This window comes from Gottfriedia sp. NPDC057991 (genome assembly GCF_042886615.1).
Lineage (GTDB): Bacteria > Bacillota > Bacilli > Bacillales > Bacillaceae_G > Gottfriedia.
In genome coordinates this window covers 465,438-481,218 of the sequence record NZ_JBHVQN010000002.1, presented here as the reverse complement: position 1 = coordinate 481,218, position 15,781 = coordinate 465,438, and the positions used below count along the sequence as shown (strand labels likewise).

Here is a 15,781-nt window from a genome sequence, read left to right as displayed (position 1 = left end):
CTTAGAAGGAGGAATACTTTGTCCAACTTTAATTCAATTAGAGACATCAACCAATTGTTAATACAGTCTCATTTCAAACCTTATCCCTCGTGTTTTTATGTAATCGTTCATAAGTATAACCTCGAATATTAATTACTTACTTCTACATTTAATACAAATCGACCTGCTATCTAATTGATTTACCCCTTTTTTATTTTACTTAATTAAACGATCTTACATTAAGTTGTGTAAGAAAATCAAAATACTACCTATAAAAAAGTGAAAAAAGCTCTTCGAATTTAGAAGAGCTTTTCAGAGTTGATGTCAAATTTTAATTGACTTACAAACTGTTTAATATTCTGTTAGATTTCACTAAGTAAAGGATATTAAATTAGGTTTTTATCGTAAACTTGTTTTGATGAATTAGTTGATTGGAATGGAGGGATGCTCGACTCCTATGGGATATGCGGGAAGGCTGAGACCCCGCAGGCTTGCCGAGAAGGCTCAGCTCTCGCCCCATGGAAAGCGAGCATCCTGTAATGGAAATCAACATCACTCTACTCCTTTACGAAAATTTGATAATTAATTGACAAGATTGTTTTTCAACATATTAAAAAGCTCTTCGAATATCGAAGAGCTTTTTTATATTACATACCCCAAACTAATGTCCAAAGAGTACCGAAGACAATTGCTACTGCAATAAATACTGCGTAACCTAAATTGATATATAATACTCGCTTATTTTCATTTTCATTCATATGCATGAAAACAATTAACTGAAGACCGCCTTGTAATAATGCAGTTACAATTAAAATAATAAGTGATACATTAAATGGTAAATTTAAATAGTAAACACTTAAAGCTATGATTGTTAGAACAAGTGATTGGATGAAGCCAACCACTTGATGCTTAGGGAATAATGCGCTCATCCAATCAGTCCTTTCACGTAAACAAAACTAAAGATAAAGATCCATACTACGTCTAAGAAGTGCCAGTATAATGAATAAATAAATGTTTTGTTTGCTGTAGTTTCTGTAATTCCCTCACGAGAAACTTGAATTAAGATTGCAATACCCCATAACATACCGAATGATACGTGGGCACCGTGAGTACCTAATAATACGAATAATGCTGATAATGCTCCACTACTTTGGATTGTTGCTCCTTCATGAACATAAGTAAAGAATTCTGTAATCTCTACTCCTAAGAAGACTGCTCCTAAAGCTAGTGTTAAAACAAGGAAGCTTATAAAAGCTTTTTTGTGATTTAATTTTATTGCGTTCACGACTAGACCAATCGTAAAACTACTTGTTAATAGGGCAAATGTTTCTATCATTACACCTTTCATCTCAAATAATTCTTTTTGAGTAGGTGCTGAACCAGTGTTATTTGCTAAAGTGAAGTAAACTGCGAACAATGTTCCGAATAAGGCAATTTCAGCTCCTAAAAATATCCAGAAGCCAAGAATCTTATTAGAACTTTCTTCACCTAGACTATACAGAGGCCTGCTGCTCATAATGATCACCTCGTAATTTTTTCTCTGTTTCAATAATTTCTTCTTTATGAATATGATAGCCATGATCGCGTTGGAAAGAACGTGCAATCAAGCAAAGTGCGACAGGAACTGCAAATACAATCATTGGTACCCACCATTCAAATATTAAGAAGAAACCAAATGCCATAAATGCTGAACCTAAAATGAAAGGTATACCACTATTACTTGGCATATGAATATCTGTAATCTCGCCTTCAAGTAAAGACTTACCTTCTTTTTTAGCTTTCCAGAATGGATCTAAAGAATCAACTTTCGGAATAACTGCGAAATTATAAGGAGCAATTGGACTGCTTGTAGCCCACTCTAATGTTCTTGCATTCCATGGATCACCAGTTGTTTCTCTTGGTGCGTATCGTACACTGTAATAAATATTGTAAACAAGTAAACAGAATCCGATTGCTAACCCAACAGCTCCGATTGTAGCAATCAAGTTTAAAGGTCCGAAACCTGACTCAGCACTATAAGTATAAGTACGACGAGTCATACCTTTTAATCCTAATAAGAATAATGGGAAGAATGTTACGTTAAAGCTAACGATAATTGTCCAGAACGTAATCTTACCAATTTTTTCATCTAATTTGAAACCAAATACTTTAGGGAACCAATAGTAGAACCCTGCGATTACCGCAAAAACAGTACCTGGAATTAATACATAATGGAAGTGAGCAACTAAGAACATCGTATTATGATATTGGTAGTCAGCACTTGCCATAGCTAGCATTACACCTGTAACCCCACCGATTGTAAAGATCGGAATAAATGCTAGTGAGTACAGCATTGGAACAGTAAATTCGATTTTACCTTTTCTTAATGTAAACAACCAGTTAAAGATTTTAACACCGGTCGGTATACTATTGGCCATTGTTGTAATACTAAAGAAGCCATTTACAACAGAGCCTTGACCCATCGTATAGAAATGGTGAACCCATACAAGGAAACTTAAAGCAGAAATGGCGATCATACTGACAACCATGCTCTTATATCCGTATAAATTCTTTCTTGAGAAAGTAGCTATAATTTCACTATATATACCGAATGCTGGAAGAATAACGATGTAAACTTCAGGATGTCCCCAAATCCAGAATAAGTTCGCCCAAAGCATATCATTACCATGTGCCATCGTAAAGAATTGAGTACCAAACTCACGATCAAACATCATTAATGCTAAAGCTACTGTTAATACTGGGAATGCAAATACGATAATAACGTTTGTAATTAAGATACTCCATGTAAACATTGGCAATTTCATTAATTTTAAGCCTGGAGCACGCATTTTTAAAATTGTAACGATAAAGTTAATACCAGTCATTAATGTACCTAGACCAGCAATTTGAAGCGAAATTGCGTAATAGTTATTCCCAACTCCTGGGCTGAATTGCTTACTAGCTAGAGGGAAGTAAGCTGTCCAACCAGCATCAGGTGATCCACCGATAACAAAGCTTAAGTTTAAAAGCATTGCACCTGCAAAGAATAACCAGAAACTAACTGCATTTAAGTAAGGGAATGCTACGTCACGAGCTCCGATTTGTAAAGGAATAACGATGTTCATTAATCCAATAATGAAAGGCATCGCCATGAACAGAATCATAATTAAGCCGTGAGTTGTAAAAATTTCATTATAATGTTGTGCATCTAATATTTTTAAATCTGGTCCTGCTAGCTGTGCTCTCATTAATAACGCATCTACTCCACCACGGAATAGCATTAATAATGCACACAGAATATACATTACACCGATACGTTTATGGTCAACAGTTGTTAACCATTCTTTCCATAAATAACCCCATTTTTTAAATTTGGTTAAACCAATTACAATAGCAATAGATACAACAACGATACTCACCATTGCGCCATAGATCATTGGTTCACCTGTTACAAAAAAGTGATCCCATTTAAAACCCATTATTTCATCCCCTCCATATTATCCATGTCATGGTGATCAGATGAATCCTTCATAGAACCATGTTGATGTCCTGCATTTTTTCCTTCTGGAGCTGGTCTAAATCCTAAATGAGTCGAAGTATATGTCTTTCTACCTAAATGCTCAATTTTTAGTAATTTATTAAACTCTGTTTCTGTTAAAGCAGGAGCTGTTTCTTTAACGTCTTTCACCCATCCGTTAAAATCCTTATTATTCATTGCTAGTACTTCAAATTCCATTCCAGCAAAGCCTTTACCATTGAAGTTACTGTTCTTACCAATGTAAGAACCTTCATTTGAAGCAACAAAATTCAATTTCGTTACCATGTCACTCATTGCATATTTTTGTCCACCTAATTGAGGAATCCAAAAACTTGTAATTGGACCGAATGAATAAAGTCTGAATTCTACATTTCTATTCGTTGGAATATTTACATAGTTAACAGTTTCAATTCCTTGTTCTGGATAAGAGAAATGCCATTTCCAGTTTGAAGAACTTGCATAAATAACAAGTGGTTTATCATTTTCATGACCTTTTGGTACACTTTCAACTGCATTTGTTGTTTTAACAGTTACTACTGATAAAACTGCAACAATAATGATTGGGATTACTGTCCAAATAATTTCAAGTGTTTTACTTCCCTCTTCATGAGGTGGTTCATAATCTTTTGGTAGTTTACTAGCACGATATTTATATAGAATTACAATATAAAGAATGTAAACTACTAGTAAAACTCCTAACATCATCAACATTGAGAAGATAATCGTATCCGCTTGCGTTTTAGCAACTGGACCCTTTGGATTAAGAACTGCAATCTTATCACAAGCACCCATTACTAATGCAACCAGCATGATCATCATGCCCATTAGAAATTTTTTCATTTCGCTCTTCCTTCCTATAACGTAAGTAAAAAGTTCAAAATAGTTTTTTTTGAATTATTTCTTAGATAAGTATTTTTATAAATTGTCACTAAAATGACAAACAATGTCCACAGTTATAGTAAGATACTTTAATTAAAAAAACAAACAATTAATTTCCATTTTGGAAGGAAAAAAAGAGTGTTCACATTTTAGACATATTTGAAAATATGTATTTTTCCAAAAAACCTTTATATATCAGTAGTTACACACGATTGCTCACTTATTCACAACGTTCACATTTTAGACAAATATTAGATTTTGATTAACTTTTTGTTCACACTTTTGAAACTAACATATTAGTAAATTAGTATAATAATTTTTATATAATTTCACAAAATAATCTGTATTTTCACACAAAAAAAATAACGCAGAATGATCTGCGTCAAAATACAGGGTTATTAATTTGGTGAAGAGAAAAACTACTGTCCTAGCACGTTCTTCTCTTCTTTAGGGTATTGGGGGGTTCTAGGGTCGCATTCCACATTTTACTTTTTACTTTTTAATGTGCATACAAACGAAGAACTAAGAAAAACAATGGCTTATTTCTTAAACTTCTTTTATTAATCTTAGATTACCACAGTTGAAAATGATTATCAATACCAATTATTGGTTTTTTTATCATCCACAGAAATATTCTAAATACCAAATCAAGATAATATGTTCAATAAGAACTGTGCAATCAATGTTGGATTTTCAATATTAGGAATATGTCCTGCTTTCAAATTATGAATTGTCATCCCTCTTTCCTTTGCACGTTCTACTGATCGAAAAATTCCATAGTAAAATGGATTTTTTTCTTTTTCTGTACAGTTTATATAGGAAGTCTTAATATTGTTTAACTCTTTATTTTTAAGGTTCAGCGGAGTTTTAAAACATTTGTGAGGATGATCAGTTAGACGATGATCGTATCTTTCTTCTTCTACAACAGGAACTTTCCACCCATCACCTTTTGTATCAATCAATCCTTGAAGAAAATTTACTATTTCATCTGGAAACAAATTAACAACTGCTTCACCATCATTTAATAACATTGCATCTAAATAGATAACTTCATCGATTAATTCTGGAATTCGATCAACTACACCTGATGCTACTGCACCACCATAACTATGACCAATCAGAACAATATTATGTAAATTTTCATAATTAATCACATTAACAATATCATTTATTGCAGTGTTTAAATCTACTTCTTTATTCGCTAAATGAAACCTTTCCCCGCAACCGGTCATTGTAGGTGTATATACTGTATGCCCCTCTTTTTCTAATAATCTTTTTACCTCTTTCCATGCCCAGCCCCCTGAACTCATTCCGTGACAGATAACGATTGTTTTCATCTATTTCACCTTTTCACATTTTTTTGATCTTTGTTTTTTTACAAAGCCAAATAAATATATTCCATGTAAACAAAGTAAAACCCTACATAGAAAAATTAAACTCATTTAATTATCAAAGTAAATTAAGTTATAATTGTAGAAAAAAAGGTGGGACATTTATGCCTCAATTATTAATTAAAGGGATTTCAACTGATGATATTTGCAAAATTAGTAAGCCATTAATCGAAGAACTCGCAGTCGTTTGTGAATGTGGAACTGATAATTTTACGATTGATTGTATTCATTCAACTTCAATTTTTAATGGTGAAATTGTAGAAAGCTTTCCATTTATTGAAGTAAAGTGGTTTGAACGTGGCGATGAAACTAGAGATCGTTTCGCAGCTACAATTGAAAAACAGATTAACACTTTACATATTCCAGAATTTGAAATTGCATTTATTACATATCAAGAAGATTGTTATTACATAAATGGAAAGAGATTTTCGTAATTGATATTTCAAAATAACTTCGGTCAGCATAACAGCTGGCCCTTTTTTTTTTGAAAATTGAATTTCCTGAGGCAACTGTACCTATAGGACGATGTCATTTCAGGACATTTCAACTATGTGGACAAATATACAAACTATAAAAAATGGTCTACTAACTAAGTACATGATTAGTAAAATTGAATATTAGTATATTAATCGGACAAGTAGGACGCAAAAAAATGCTACCGATTAGAGAAAGGTGAATAAAAATGAATTTTGAAATCGCAATGACAGCATTTGTATTCATTATGACAATGGCTGTCATATTCTGGAGACCAAAAGGAATTCATGAAGCATGGCCTGCTTCAATTGGAGCAATAATCATTCTAGTAACTGGAATTGTTAGTCGCCACGATTTATATGACATAATAACGAAAATCGGTGGAGCTTCAATTACAATTATAGCAACAATTGTTATGGCTGTTATTTTAGAAAGCTTCGGTTTCTTTCATTGGTCAGCAGCTCGACTAGTTACTTTGGCAAAAGGTTCGGGTTATCGGTTATATTGGTATATCCAACTATTATGCTTTTTGATGACTTTACTCTTTAACAATGATGGCAGTATTCTAATTACAACTCCAATCTTAATCCTTCTATTAAAAAATCTTCGTCTAAAACCACACCAACAAATTCCATATTTATTATCTGGAGCGCTTATTGCGACAGCATCTAGTGCGCCAATCGGAGTAAGTAATATTGTAAACTTAATCGCGTTAAAGATTGTGCATATGACGCTTTATATGCATACAGCAATGATGTTCGTCCCTGCAACATTAGGTTTATTGTTTATGTCGGTGCTCATGTATGTTGTTTTAAAGAATAAATTACCTGAGACTTTACCAATTTCAACGGATGATATTGAAGAATCGTTCTTTATAAAAAACTTCCATCCACTAAAAACAAAAATTTCAGTAGAAACGAAAAAGAAACGTACAAAATTTATGTTAAAAGTTCTTGCTTTCGTATTCTTAATGAGATGTTTGTTATTCGTTGCATCTTACTTTTCAATCCCAATTGAATTAGTTGCAGTACTTGGCTCCTTAGTCTTATTAATTTGGAGATGGTACCACTTAAGAACAGCACCTACAGATATCTTAAAAAAGACACCTTGGCAAATATTAATTTTTGCATTTTCAATGTACGTAATCATCTATGGGCTTCATAATGCTGGTTTAACGGAGTTTTTAGTAAAAGAATGTGAACCAATCGTTAATCAAGGATTATTCCAAGCGAGTTTTATTATGGGCGGTTTAGTAACTGTTTTATCAAATCTATTTAATAATCACCCTGCGCTTATGATTGGGACAATTACACTAACTGAAATGGGTCTTGACCCAATCACTTTAAAAACGATTTATCTTGCTAATATCATCGGAAGTGACATGGGTTCATTATTATTACCAATTGGTACTCTTGCTTCATTAATTTGGATGCACATATTAAAACAAAATAAAATTAAAGTAAAATGGAAAGATTATTTAGGCGTCACAATAATTGTTATCCCATTAACAACGGTTGTTACATTGCTTCTATTATACTACTGGGTACAATTAGTATTCGCACACTAATCAATACTTTTACCTCTAGGAGGAGATCTACGTGAGTGATGTTTCTACATTACTTGGAGAACAAGTCTCAGTAAGATTATCTGGAGATGTCATATTCGAAGGAATTCTTACTGATTTAGGACAAGATATTTTAGTCCTTTTTAACGGCATAAAATATTATTATATCCCTTGGATGCACATCCATATGGTATATCAAAATAATAATTTAAAAGAAAAAATAAATACCCCTAATGAACCATCCATTACGCAGGAAATGGAGTCAATTTCTTATCGTAAAATTTTACTAAATGCTAAAGGAATATTTTCAGAAATCTATGTAACTGGTAATATAACTTTTCATGGTTATATTATGAACGTATTAAATGATTATCTTGTATTTTACTCACCAGTATTTCATACAATGTATATTTCTTTATCACATTTAAAATGGATCACACCATATAACCATAGAGTGGTGCCATATAATTTAACAAATGAGACGCTAGCGGTTCATCCATCTACTACACCAATACACAGATCTTTAGAAATTCAGCTTAAAAAAGAAATTGGCAAGCTTGTTATTTTTGATGGTGGAACAGATCCAATGAAAATTGGGCTTTTAAATAAAGTAGATAATAATCAAATAGAACTTTCCGTTGCGAGTGGACAAAATGTTTATCTAAAACTGGGACATATCAAATCTGTACACTTACCTTAACTGGATACAACCTTTGATACAAAATGTATTTAAAGGTTTTTTTTTGATTAAAAAGCAAATTCTAATCCGTCTTAAGAAAAAAAGAGCCCCATGCAATGCCTGGGGCTCTTAATCTACTAATCTTTATTTACGTAAATTGATCCATTCCTCGTTTTTAAATAAAGTTGATGTTCGCCACTTCCAACCATCGCCTTATTCGTATGATTTTCATCTTTATTTTTCATTTCCCATCCAATATTACCACTGAAGCCACCATCATTTGTTTCCGCATTGATCGTTAGATTATTATCCTTTAGTAGGTCGATTTGAATTTCACCATCATCAGAAGAAATTTTACTATTACCATTTAATAATGCATCTTCAACATTAATTGCACCATTATTTGTTTTTGCGTTAATTTTTCCTTTATAGTCACTTAAGTTAATTTCTCCATCATAAGTCGTTATTTCGCTTGTTCCTTCAATATTTGCATGTTCAATCGAAATGCTACCATCTCTTGTAGTGGAATTTAAATAACCAGAAATATTTTTGATTGTGATTTCACCATCATTCGTTGCAATTTCACTATCACTTTTTAAATTTGCATTCGTTAAGCTGATCGAACCATTTCTAGTTTTTGCAACTAAGTTTCCAGTTACATTTTCAATACTAATTTGACCGTCATTTGAATGGATTACTGTTTTATTGTTTTTATTTGTTAAATTTACAGAGCCATTTTTTACGTTTATATTCGTTAAAATGCTTTTAGGCAAATCAATATTTAGTTGTGAACTGTCATTATCAAAGTGAAAAATCTGATTGTCATCATTACGAATCTCGATAATCATTTTATGACCAAGTGTTTTTACTGAATAATAATCTGATATTTTTTCATCGTCTTTTTTATTCCGATCTGGAACTCTTATATTACCATTTACGTTTACAGCACTAGAATCAGTTCCATTTACACTAATGTCACTATTATTAGCTTTAATAATAACTTCATTAATTGATGAAGTGATCGTTTTCGAATCATTTATTTCAATATTTTTAGTTTTGAATGTATAACCAATTTCTTTGACAAACAAATGACCAATACTAAATAGGATTGAAACAACCATCATTAATATAAGTAAAAAAATACTAAATCCATGAAAACGAAGTGAGTCTTCTTTTCTTACTAAATGGAATAGTAATATTTCAATTCCTAATAAAATACAAGCAACTGGCCATGCACTAATTAGAAGCTTCGAATAAGGAATTGAAATAAAATTTTGTAGAAACCATAGTAAACCAATTGCGATTAATATAATTCCCGCTGTTATAGTGCCAACCTTCCAATTCCTCATACTTCTTTTTTCGACTTTCCAGTTAATAATTTAATACCAAGTCCGACAAAAACAATACTGATTAGTAAATTTTGTATTAAATTATAGTCAATAAAGATATTATAATGTCTAGAAATATAATCTGAAGCGTTCTCTAATAAAGATAAGCAACCAAAACCGATTAATACCCAACCAATTAAAAACTTATTAAATTTAAATTGATAATTTACGATTGGCTCATCTACCAATTCAATGTCCTCACGATATTTACTATGATATTGAAGTGCATCAAAGTAACTATAAAATACGATGACTGGTATAAAAAATCCAAAGCTTGAAATTAAATGTGTTAAAAATACTGTACCGAAAAATAACAGCATAAACTGCAATCCTCGACTCATTAATCCTAAATAAAAATGGCCAAGACCAGGTAAGATCGATAATAAATAAACTAATTTTTTACGTTTTTTCAAAGTTTGTACCTCCATTATTTTTTATTTCCTTTCAAAATTTTTGGAATTGGAATTGATAGTTTAATTTTTTCACTTTTTTCAATTAATGAAGACGTCTGATCAATCGTTTGTACAACGTGACGATTTGAATTTGTAATCCGTTCAGTTAATTGAAATTGGAAAAATAAAAATGTTGCTGCAGCAGCCAATACTAAATGGATAAAGCGAACTTTTTTTGAATTTGTTTTAGATTTCTTTTCATTCGCTTTTTCCGTAATCTGTATTGATTCAGTTTGTTTCATTATTTCGTTCACTAGCTCATCTGAAAAATGTAAATCAGGTGGATTCATCCATTCCTTGTCTAATTCTTTAAGAAGTTCGAGTTCCGCCTGGCATGAGATACATTCATTTAAGTGCTGTTCAAGCAAAAGAGATTCTTTATTTGAAAGCTTCTTTTGTTGATACGATAATAGTTGGTCAGAAGTTAAATGTTTCAAATGATCCCTCCTTTATGCTTGTCTTTTATTAAACGTTTGGCTCGATATAAACGTGATTCTACAGTTTTAACGGCTACATTTAATTTCAAAGCTATTTCCCCATAGGTAAGTTCTTCAAAATAATATAATTTCAATACATCGCTATATGCCTGTGGCAATTCAATTAAATATGAATGAATAAGTTCTTTATCAATCGTTTTTATTAAAGCTTCTTCAGGTGATAATAAATTCTCTTCTGGTAAAGTAGTAAGTAATTCACTAGTTTCATTTTCCTGTTGTTTTATTTGTTTTCTTTTAAAATCAATTGCTTTATTCATTGTAATTCGATAAATCCATGTGGCTAAACTTGATTCTCCGTTAAAGTTTTCCAGAGAACGATACAATTGGAGAAAGACTTCTTGTGAAATATCTTCAGCATCCTTTTGGTTATTTGAAACTTTCAGTGCTACTGCAAATACCTTAGATTGGTATCTTACTATTAATTCTTTAAATAGTTGATGATTCCCCTTTACTATATTCCTTACTAATTGTTCATCCGACTCCATTGCATCACCTCTTTCCTCTTCCATAACTTTAGACGAAGACAAATTTAAAAACCCTGCAAAAAAAATAAATTTTTTATAAAAAAATTTTTTAACAATCTTTTTTACTCAAATAAAAGAAGAATAGTTGATTTCCACTACAGTTAGAAAATAGTTTGTGAGTAATACTCTTATTTAATTAATAAACGACAAAAAAAGCTTGTAAAAACAAGCTTTCCAATTAATTACCAAATTTTCGTAAAAGGAGTTTAGTGAGGTTGATTTCCACTACGGGGTGCTCGCTTTCCATGGGGCGAGATTCTTTAGCCTCCTCAGCAAGCCTGCGGGGTCTCAGCCTTCCCCCTTATCCCATAGGAGTCGAGACCCCCTTTCGTTCCAATCAACTTATTCATCAAAAAATGATTACTCTAAAAACCTAATTTAATATCCTTTACTTTGAGTAGCATAACAGCTTGTTAATCATTTTAGTAGATCAATTAAGTCCACCATCAACTTAGTATAATGATCATTTGAACATGTTTTTCTAAAAATTAGTTCTTAAATATTTTTAACTTCTTAAAAATAAACAATTACTAAAGTTAATGGTATTATAAAAACTGCTCAAACATATTAACATTTAAAATCATTATTAGATCATCAAAAAATGATAAATATTATCAATAAAATTCTCTTAATATATGTTTATTTCAACATCTAGAGAGCTTGTACAAACAATCTTCAATGTTTAAGTATATAGCCAACATTTTCGATTCTATTGAATCTCAGGAATACTCTTTAAATCCTTAATATTTGTTCGCATATGGTTCATTATTTCGTTGTATCTCATTTTGCCATTTTTCAGATTGACATCATCAATATTTTCCAAAGACATAATTTTAAAATTACGATTATCACGATAGTAATTATAAGTTGGAAAAAAACCTGGATTTGCCAATTCAATTTTTACATTTTGATCAGTTCTAGTTTTAACCACATCAATTGTACCCATTCCACCAATTAACTCATAAATTTCATCTTGAGCTGATAAGTAATTTCCTAATGAGTAAAAAACGATTGTTTTATTCCCCATTTTTCCAGTGATCCATGCCGGCGGTTGCAGGACGTGAGGATGATTTCCAATAATAATTTGAACTCCCATATCAGCCAATTGTTTTGCAAGATTCTTTTGGGTATTGTTCGGCATTCTTTCATATTCAACACCCCAATGCATAGCTACTACTACTACATCTGATACTTTCTTTGCCCTTGCAACATCACTACGTATTTTGGCAAGGTCGATCAAATTTACTAAATAATCTTTTCCTTTAGGTACGGGAATCCCATTTGTACCAAATGTGTAAGCAAGAAATGAAAATCGAATATTATTTTTATTTATCACTCTAATTTGGTCATGATCTGCTTGTGATATAAAAGCACCTGTATATGGCATATGAATAGCGTCCCAATGGGAAATCGCACTTCGTATAATTTTTTCACCTCGATCAAGCGAATGATTATTGGCCAGTGTGACAAAATCCACCCCAGCACCTTTGAGTGCATCTCCAATTTCATATGGACTATTAAACGCTGGATACGTAGATAATCCGAATTGCTTTCCACCAATCATCGTTTCTTGATTCGCTACTAAAATATCTGGCTTTTCCATCGTTTTTCTAACTTCATCAAACATTTTATTAAAGTTATATACACCATTTGGAAGCATAGCATCTTCATAAACTTCATTATGAATTAAGAGGTCACCAACGGCACCAACGGTCACCTTTGAAACAATCTGATTTGTTTTTTTTATCGGTTCTTTCTGCTCTTTAACCTGTTCTGTATTTCGTTTATTCTCTTTTACAGTGTGATCCTCTTGATTATTTTTTGTACACCCGCAAAGTAACGCAAAAAAACAGGTTAATAATATTACAATTATTTTTTTCATCTTTTTCTCTCCTGTTAAAGGGAGGTTCATTGGAATGCATAGAATAGGGAATGACAAAACAATCCGAACCTTTATCTATTAATATTTTAATCCTTATCATCATTTAATACACTTTAAGACCTTAAAAACTTTCGTCTATCACCGACGTTCCCAACTGTACTCCTTTTAAGTTATTTCCATTTTTTAACAAACAAACTATATATTCTACAGTGTTTATTAAAAAATATCAACTAATATTAATCGTTTACTTTAATAGATTTTAAAAATTGAGAATTATTGGACTTTACTAATGTTGAACTATTAAAATAATAGCATGATCAACATTTTTTGATTTTTAAACAGATCACAAATTCATATTTAATAATTCTTAAAACGTTTTCAAAGATAAGGAGAGAACAATGTATAGATCAGAAAAGTTATTACAATTAAAGAAAGAGATTAGTCACGTGATAATTGGTAAAGAGGATGTCGTTGAAATGATTTTCATCGCTCTCATTAATAATGGGCATATTCTATTAGAAAGTGTCCCTGGTACTGGAAAGACACAATTAGCTAAAAGCTTCGCCAAAACGATAAATGGCTCGTTTAAAAGAATACAATTTACTCCGGATTTATTACCTAGTGATGTAACAGGTATTCAATTTTTTCATCCAAAAGAACAAGACTTTCAACTTCGAATCGGTCCTGTTATGACGAATATTTTATTAGCAGATGAGATTAATCGTGCTACACCTAGAACCCAAGCTAGTTTATTAGAAGTAATGGAAGAACGCCAAGTATCAATCGATGGAGAAACTATTCCTCTTCCAAATCCATTTATTGTTATCGCAACCCAAAATCCAATTGAATCACAACAAGGTACGTTTCCATTACCTGAAGCACAAATGGATCGATTTTTTATGCAAATTAGTTTGGAATACCCTACATTTGAAGAAGAAAAAAGCATTATGAAGTCATATCGTTCAAATACTCCATTTTCGAATTTAAAAAATGTACTAACTTTAGAAGAAATTGATGAAATGAAAGAACAGGTGAAGACTGTTACAATTTCGGAAGAAGTAGAGGATTATATTTTAAATATAATTCATTCAACGAGAAATCATGAAGATATACAACTTGGCATTAGTCCACGAGGTACATTGGCACTAATGAGAGCTTCACAAGGTAAAGCATATATAAACAATAGATCATTTGTCACCCCACAAGATGTGAAGGATGTTGCGATTTATCTCCTTTCACACAGATTAGTCTTGACTCTTGAAGCATCCTTAAAGAAAAACGCTATTCAAGTTATTAAATCAGTTTTAAATGATGTTGAAGTTCCTGTTGAAGCTGGGGCTGGTCAATAAATGACTTGGCATAAAGAAATACATGGTAAAAATTCACTTGATATACTAATTATTTTTGGAGTCATATTTTTAATCATTAATTTCTTTCAACCTTCCTATTTAGTAATGTTTTTAGGAGGATTTTTAATCATCATTAGTTTGATGAGTCGATACTATTTAAAACATATTTCTGATCGCCTGATCATCGAAAACGACAAGGAACCCATTCGAGTTACAGTCGGGGAACAATTTAATTTACCTATAAAGATAACACAGAATCATTGGTTACCAATTATTAACGCAACAGTTCGAATAAAATTAGAAACAATAGTAGATAGTATAAATTTTAAAACTGTTAGTAGCGATTCAAATTTAGAACTAATGATTCCTATTCAACTTAAAGGTAACGAAACGATCCAAATTAATTTACCACTTTCAGCTACTAAACGTGGTGTTACTAGAATTAAATCAATAGAATTAAAAATTTCAAATTTTTTCAGTTTAGGTTATATATATATAACCTATAAACCATTTTTACACAAAGAAATTATTATTTATCCTACTTTAATTCCTGTACCTCAAATAGACCAAATAATTTCAACTAACTCATATGGCAGTTTTGTAACAAATTCTAGTATGTTTGAAGATTTTCTAGCTCCGATTGGAACAAGAGACTATGTATATTCAGACTCATTTCATCGAATCCATTGGAAAGCTAGTGCTAAAACTCAAGTACTTCAAACGAAAATTTATGAACGAACTGCCGATTATTCAATTACATTTATTATAAATTTACGTAAACCTCATCATGATAATTTTAGATTAAGTATAATTGATAACATCGAATCAATTGCTAGTAATATTGCCTATATAGTTCAATATGCTGCAATAAAAAATATAAATTATGAAATATTTCTAAATTTGAACATGGAAAGCGGAGTTCCTGTTTATCATTTACCTATTGGTGGAGGTAAATCTCAATTAAGTAAAACTTATGAAATTCTTGCTCGAATTAATGGCGCAATGATGACACAGCCGATTGATAAATTACTGCATTACGTAGAAAAGCAACAACGAAAATCTCCTGTTGTTATTTTATGTGGCCCGTTCGGTAAGCAAGGAGATCGGTATTTCGCTCAAATGCGAAAACGTGGCCAAAGCATCTATTATCTACAAGATGATCTAGAAAGTCCAACGCTTGTTCCATTTGGACAACATTAAGTCGAA

At 31.6% G+C, this 15,781-nt stretch carries 15 protein-coding genes; 5 read left to right on the top strand and 10 right to left on the bottom strand.

Annotated elements, in window-relative coordinates; all coding sequences use genetic code 11:
* Positions 1–626: 626 nt before the first annotated feature.
* The 5 genes from qoxD to ACFVR2_RS09720 all read right to left on the bottom strand — a co-directional run bounded on the left by qoxD (position 627) and on the right by ACFVR2_RS09720 (position 5,712).
* Positions 627–908: a cytochrome aa3 quinol oxidase subunit IV gene (gene qoxD / locus ACFVR2_RS09740; RefSeq protein WP_387361187.1), complete on the bottom strand. Its 282-nt coding sequence runs from the start codon at positions 906–908 to the stop codon at positions 627–629.
* Positions 905–1,504, bottom strand: coding sequence for a cytochrome c oxidase subunit 3 (locus ACFVR2_RS09735; RefSeq protein WP_056474257.1), 600 nt, complete (start codon positions 1,502–1,504; stop codon positions 905–907). The genes qoxD and ACFVR2_RS09735 overlap by 4 nt, the downstream gene beginning before the upstream one ends.
* Positions 1,473–3,437, bottom strand: a complete 1,965-nt coding sequence (gene qoxB, locus ACFVR2_RS09730) for a cytochrome aa3 quinol oxidase subunit I (RefSeq protein ID WP_387361185.1) — start codon at positions 3,435–3,437, stop codon at positions 1,473–1,475. The genes ACFVR2_RS09735 and qoxB overlap by 32 nt, the downstream gene beginning before the upstream one ends.
* Entirely contained in the window at positions 3,437–4,336 is a 900-nt protein-coding gene (gene qoxA / locus ACFVR2_RS09725; protein ID WP_097975828.1) for a cytochrome aa3 quinol oxidase subunit II, read from the bottom strand. The genes qoxB and qoxA overlap by 1 nt, the downstream gene beginning before the upstream one ends.
* A gap of 686 nt (positions 4,337–5,022) precedes the next feature.
* A complete protein-coding gene (locus tag ACFVR2_RS09720; protein WP_387361183.1) occupies positions 5,023–5,712 on the bottom strand; it encodes an alpha/beta fold hydrolase in 690 nt (229 codons plus the stop codon).
* Positions 5,713–5,870: 158 nt separating this feature from the next.
* On the opposite strand from ACFVR2_RS09720, the gene ACFVR2_RS09715 reads away from it, so the two are divergent.
* From ACFVR2_RS09715 to ACFVR2_RS09705, 3 genes are all read left to right on the top strand, one after another.
* A complete protein-coding gene (locus ACFVR2_RS09715; protein WP_387361181.1) occupies positions 5,871–6,200 on the top strand; it encodes a DUF1904 family protein in 330 nt (109 codons plus the stop codon).
* A 248-nt stretch (positions 6,201–6,448) separates the two neighbouring features.
* Complete coding sequence (locus tag ACFVR2_RS09710) at positions 6,449–7,807, top strand: arsenic transporter (protein WP_387361179.1); 1,359 nt, start codon at positions 6,449–6,451, stop codon at positions 7,805–7,807.
* Between the two features lie 31 nt (positions 7,808–7,838).
* Complete coding sequence (locus tag ACFVR2_RS09705) at positions 7,839–8,504, top strand: DUF2642 domain-containing protein (protein ID WP_387361177.1); 666 nt, start codon at positions 7,839–7,841, stop codon at positions 8,502–8,504.
* A 116-nt stretch (positions 8,505–8,620) separates the two neighbouring features.
* On the opposite strand, the gene ACFVR2_RS09700 is transcribed toward ACFVR2_RS09705, so the two are convergent.
* From ACFVR2_RS09700 to ACFVR2_RS09680, 5 genes are all read right to left on the bottom strand, one after another.
* Positions 8,621–9,832, bottom strand: a complete 1,212-nt coding sequence (locus ACFVR2_RS09700; RefSeq protein WP_387361175.1) for a DUF4097 family beta strand repeat-containing protein — start codon at positions 9,830–9,832, stop codon at positions 8,621–8,623.
* Positions 9,829–10,284 carry a hypothetical protein gene (locus tag ACFVR2_RS09695; RefSeq protein ID WP_387361173.1) on the bottom strand — a complete coding sequence of 152 codons (456 nt, stop codon included), beginning with the start codon at positions 10,282–10,284 and terminating at the stop codon, positions 9,829–9,831. Before ACFVR2_RS09695 ends, ACFVR2_RS09700 begins: the two co-directional genes overlap by 4 nt.
* Before the next feature lie 14 nt (positions 10,285–10,298).
* The gene (locus tag ACFVR2_RS09690; protein ID WP_387361171.1) at positions 10,299–10,760 is read right to left on the bottom strand and encodes an anti-sigma factor; all 462 of its coding nucleotides are present in this window, start codon (positions 10,758–10,760) and stop codon (positions 10,299–10,301) included.
* Positions 10,757–11,347 (bottom strand): RNA polymerase sigma factor, encoded by a 591-nt coding sequence (locus ACFVR2_RS09685; protein WP_387361169.1) that lies wholly within the window; start codon positions 11,345–11,347, stop codon positions 10,757–10,759. Before ACFVR2_RS09685 ends, ACFVR2_RS09690 begins: the two co-directional genes overlap by 4 nt.
* A gap of 706 nt (positions 11,348–12,053) precedes the next feature.
* Complete coding sequence (locus tag ACFVR2_RS09680; RefSeq protein ID WP_387361167.1) at positions 12,054–13,226, bottom strand: CapA family protein; 1,173 nt, start codon at positions 13,224–13,226, stop codon at positions 12,054–12,056.
* 398 nt (positions 13,227–13,624) lie between these two features.
* Here ACFVR2_RS09680 and ACFVR2_RS09675 point away from each other — a divergent pair, with 398 nt between their 5' ends.
* Together ACFVR2_RS09675 and ACFVR2_RS09670 are read left to right on the top strand one after the other, a co-directional pair.
* Complete coding sequence (locus tag ACFVR2_RS09675; RefSeq protein ID WP_387361165.1) at positions 13,625–14,575, top strand: AAA family ATPase; 951 nt, start codon at positions 13,625–13,627, stop codon at positions 14,573–14,575.
* A complete protein-coding gene (locus ACFVR2_RS09670) occupies positions 14,576–15,775 on the top strand; it encodes a DUF58 domain-containing protein (protein WP_387361163.1) in 1,200 nt (399 codons plus the stop codon). It abuts the gene before it with no gap.
* The last annotated feature ends 6 nt before the right edge of the window (positions 15,776–15,781 follow it).

Coding starts and splice junctions, on each gene's coding strand:
- qoxD (WP_387361187.1), bottom strand. CDS start 908: ATGAGCGCATTATTCCCTAAGCATCAAGTGGTTGGCTTCATCCAATCA.
- qoxB (WP_387361185.1), bottom strand. CDS start 3,437: ATGGGTTTTAAATGGGATCACTTTTTTGTAACAGGTGAACCAATGATC.
- qoxA (WP_097975828.1), bottom strand. CDS start 4,336: ATGAAAAAATTTCTAATGGGCATGATGATCATGCTGGTTGCATTAGTA.
- ACFVR2_RS09720 (WP_387361183.1), bottom strand. CDS start 5,712: ATGAAAACAATCGTTATCTGTCACGGAATGAGTTCAGGGGGCTGGGCA.
- ACFVR2_RS09715 (WP_387361181.1), top strand. CDS start 5,871: ATGCCTCAATTATTAATTAAAGGGATTTCAACTGATGATATTTGCAAA.
- ACFVR2_RS09710 (WP_387361179.1), top strand. CDS start 6,449: ATGAATTTTGAAATCGCAATGACAGCATTTGTATTCATTATGACAATG.
- ACFVR2_RS09700 (WP_387361175.1), bottom strand. CDS start 9,832: ATGAGGAATTGGAAGGTTGGCACTATAACAGCGGGAATTATATTAATC.
- ACFVR2_RS09680 (WP_387361167.1), bottom strand. CDS start 13,226: ATGAAAAAAATAATTGTAATATTATTAACCTGTTTTTTTGCGTTACTT.
- ACFVR2_RS09675 (WP_387361165.1), top strand. CDS start 13,625: ATGTATAGATCAGAAAAGTTATTACAATTAAAGAAAGAGATTAGTCAC.
- ACFVR2_RS09670 (WP_387361163.1), top strand. CDS start 14,576: ATGACTTGGCATAAAGAAATACATGGTAAAAATTCACTTGATATACTA.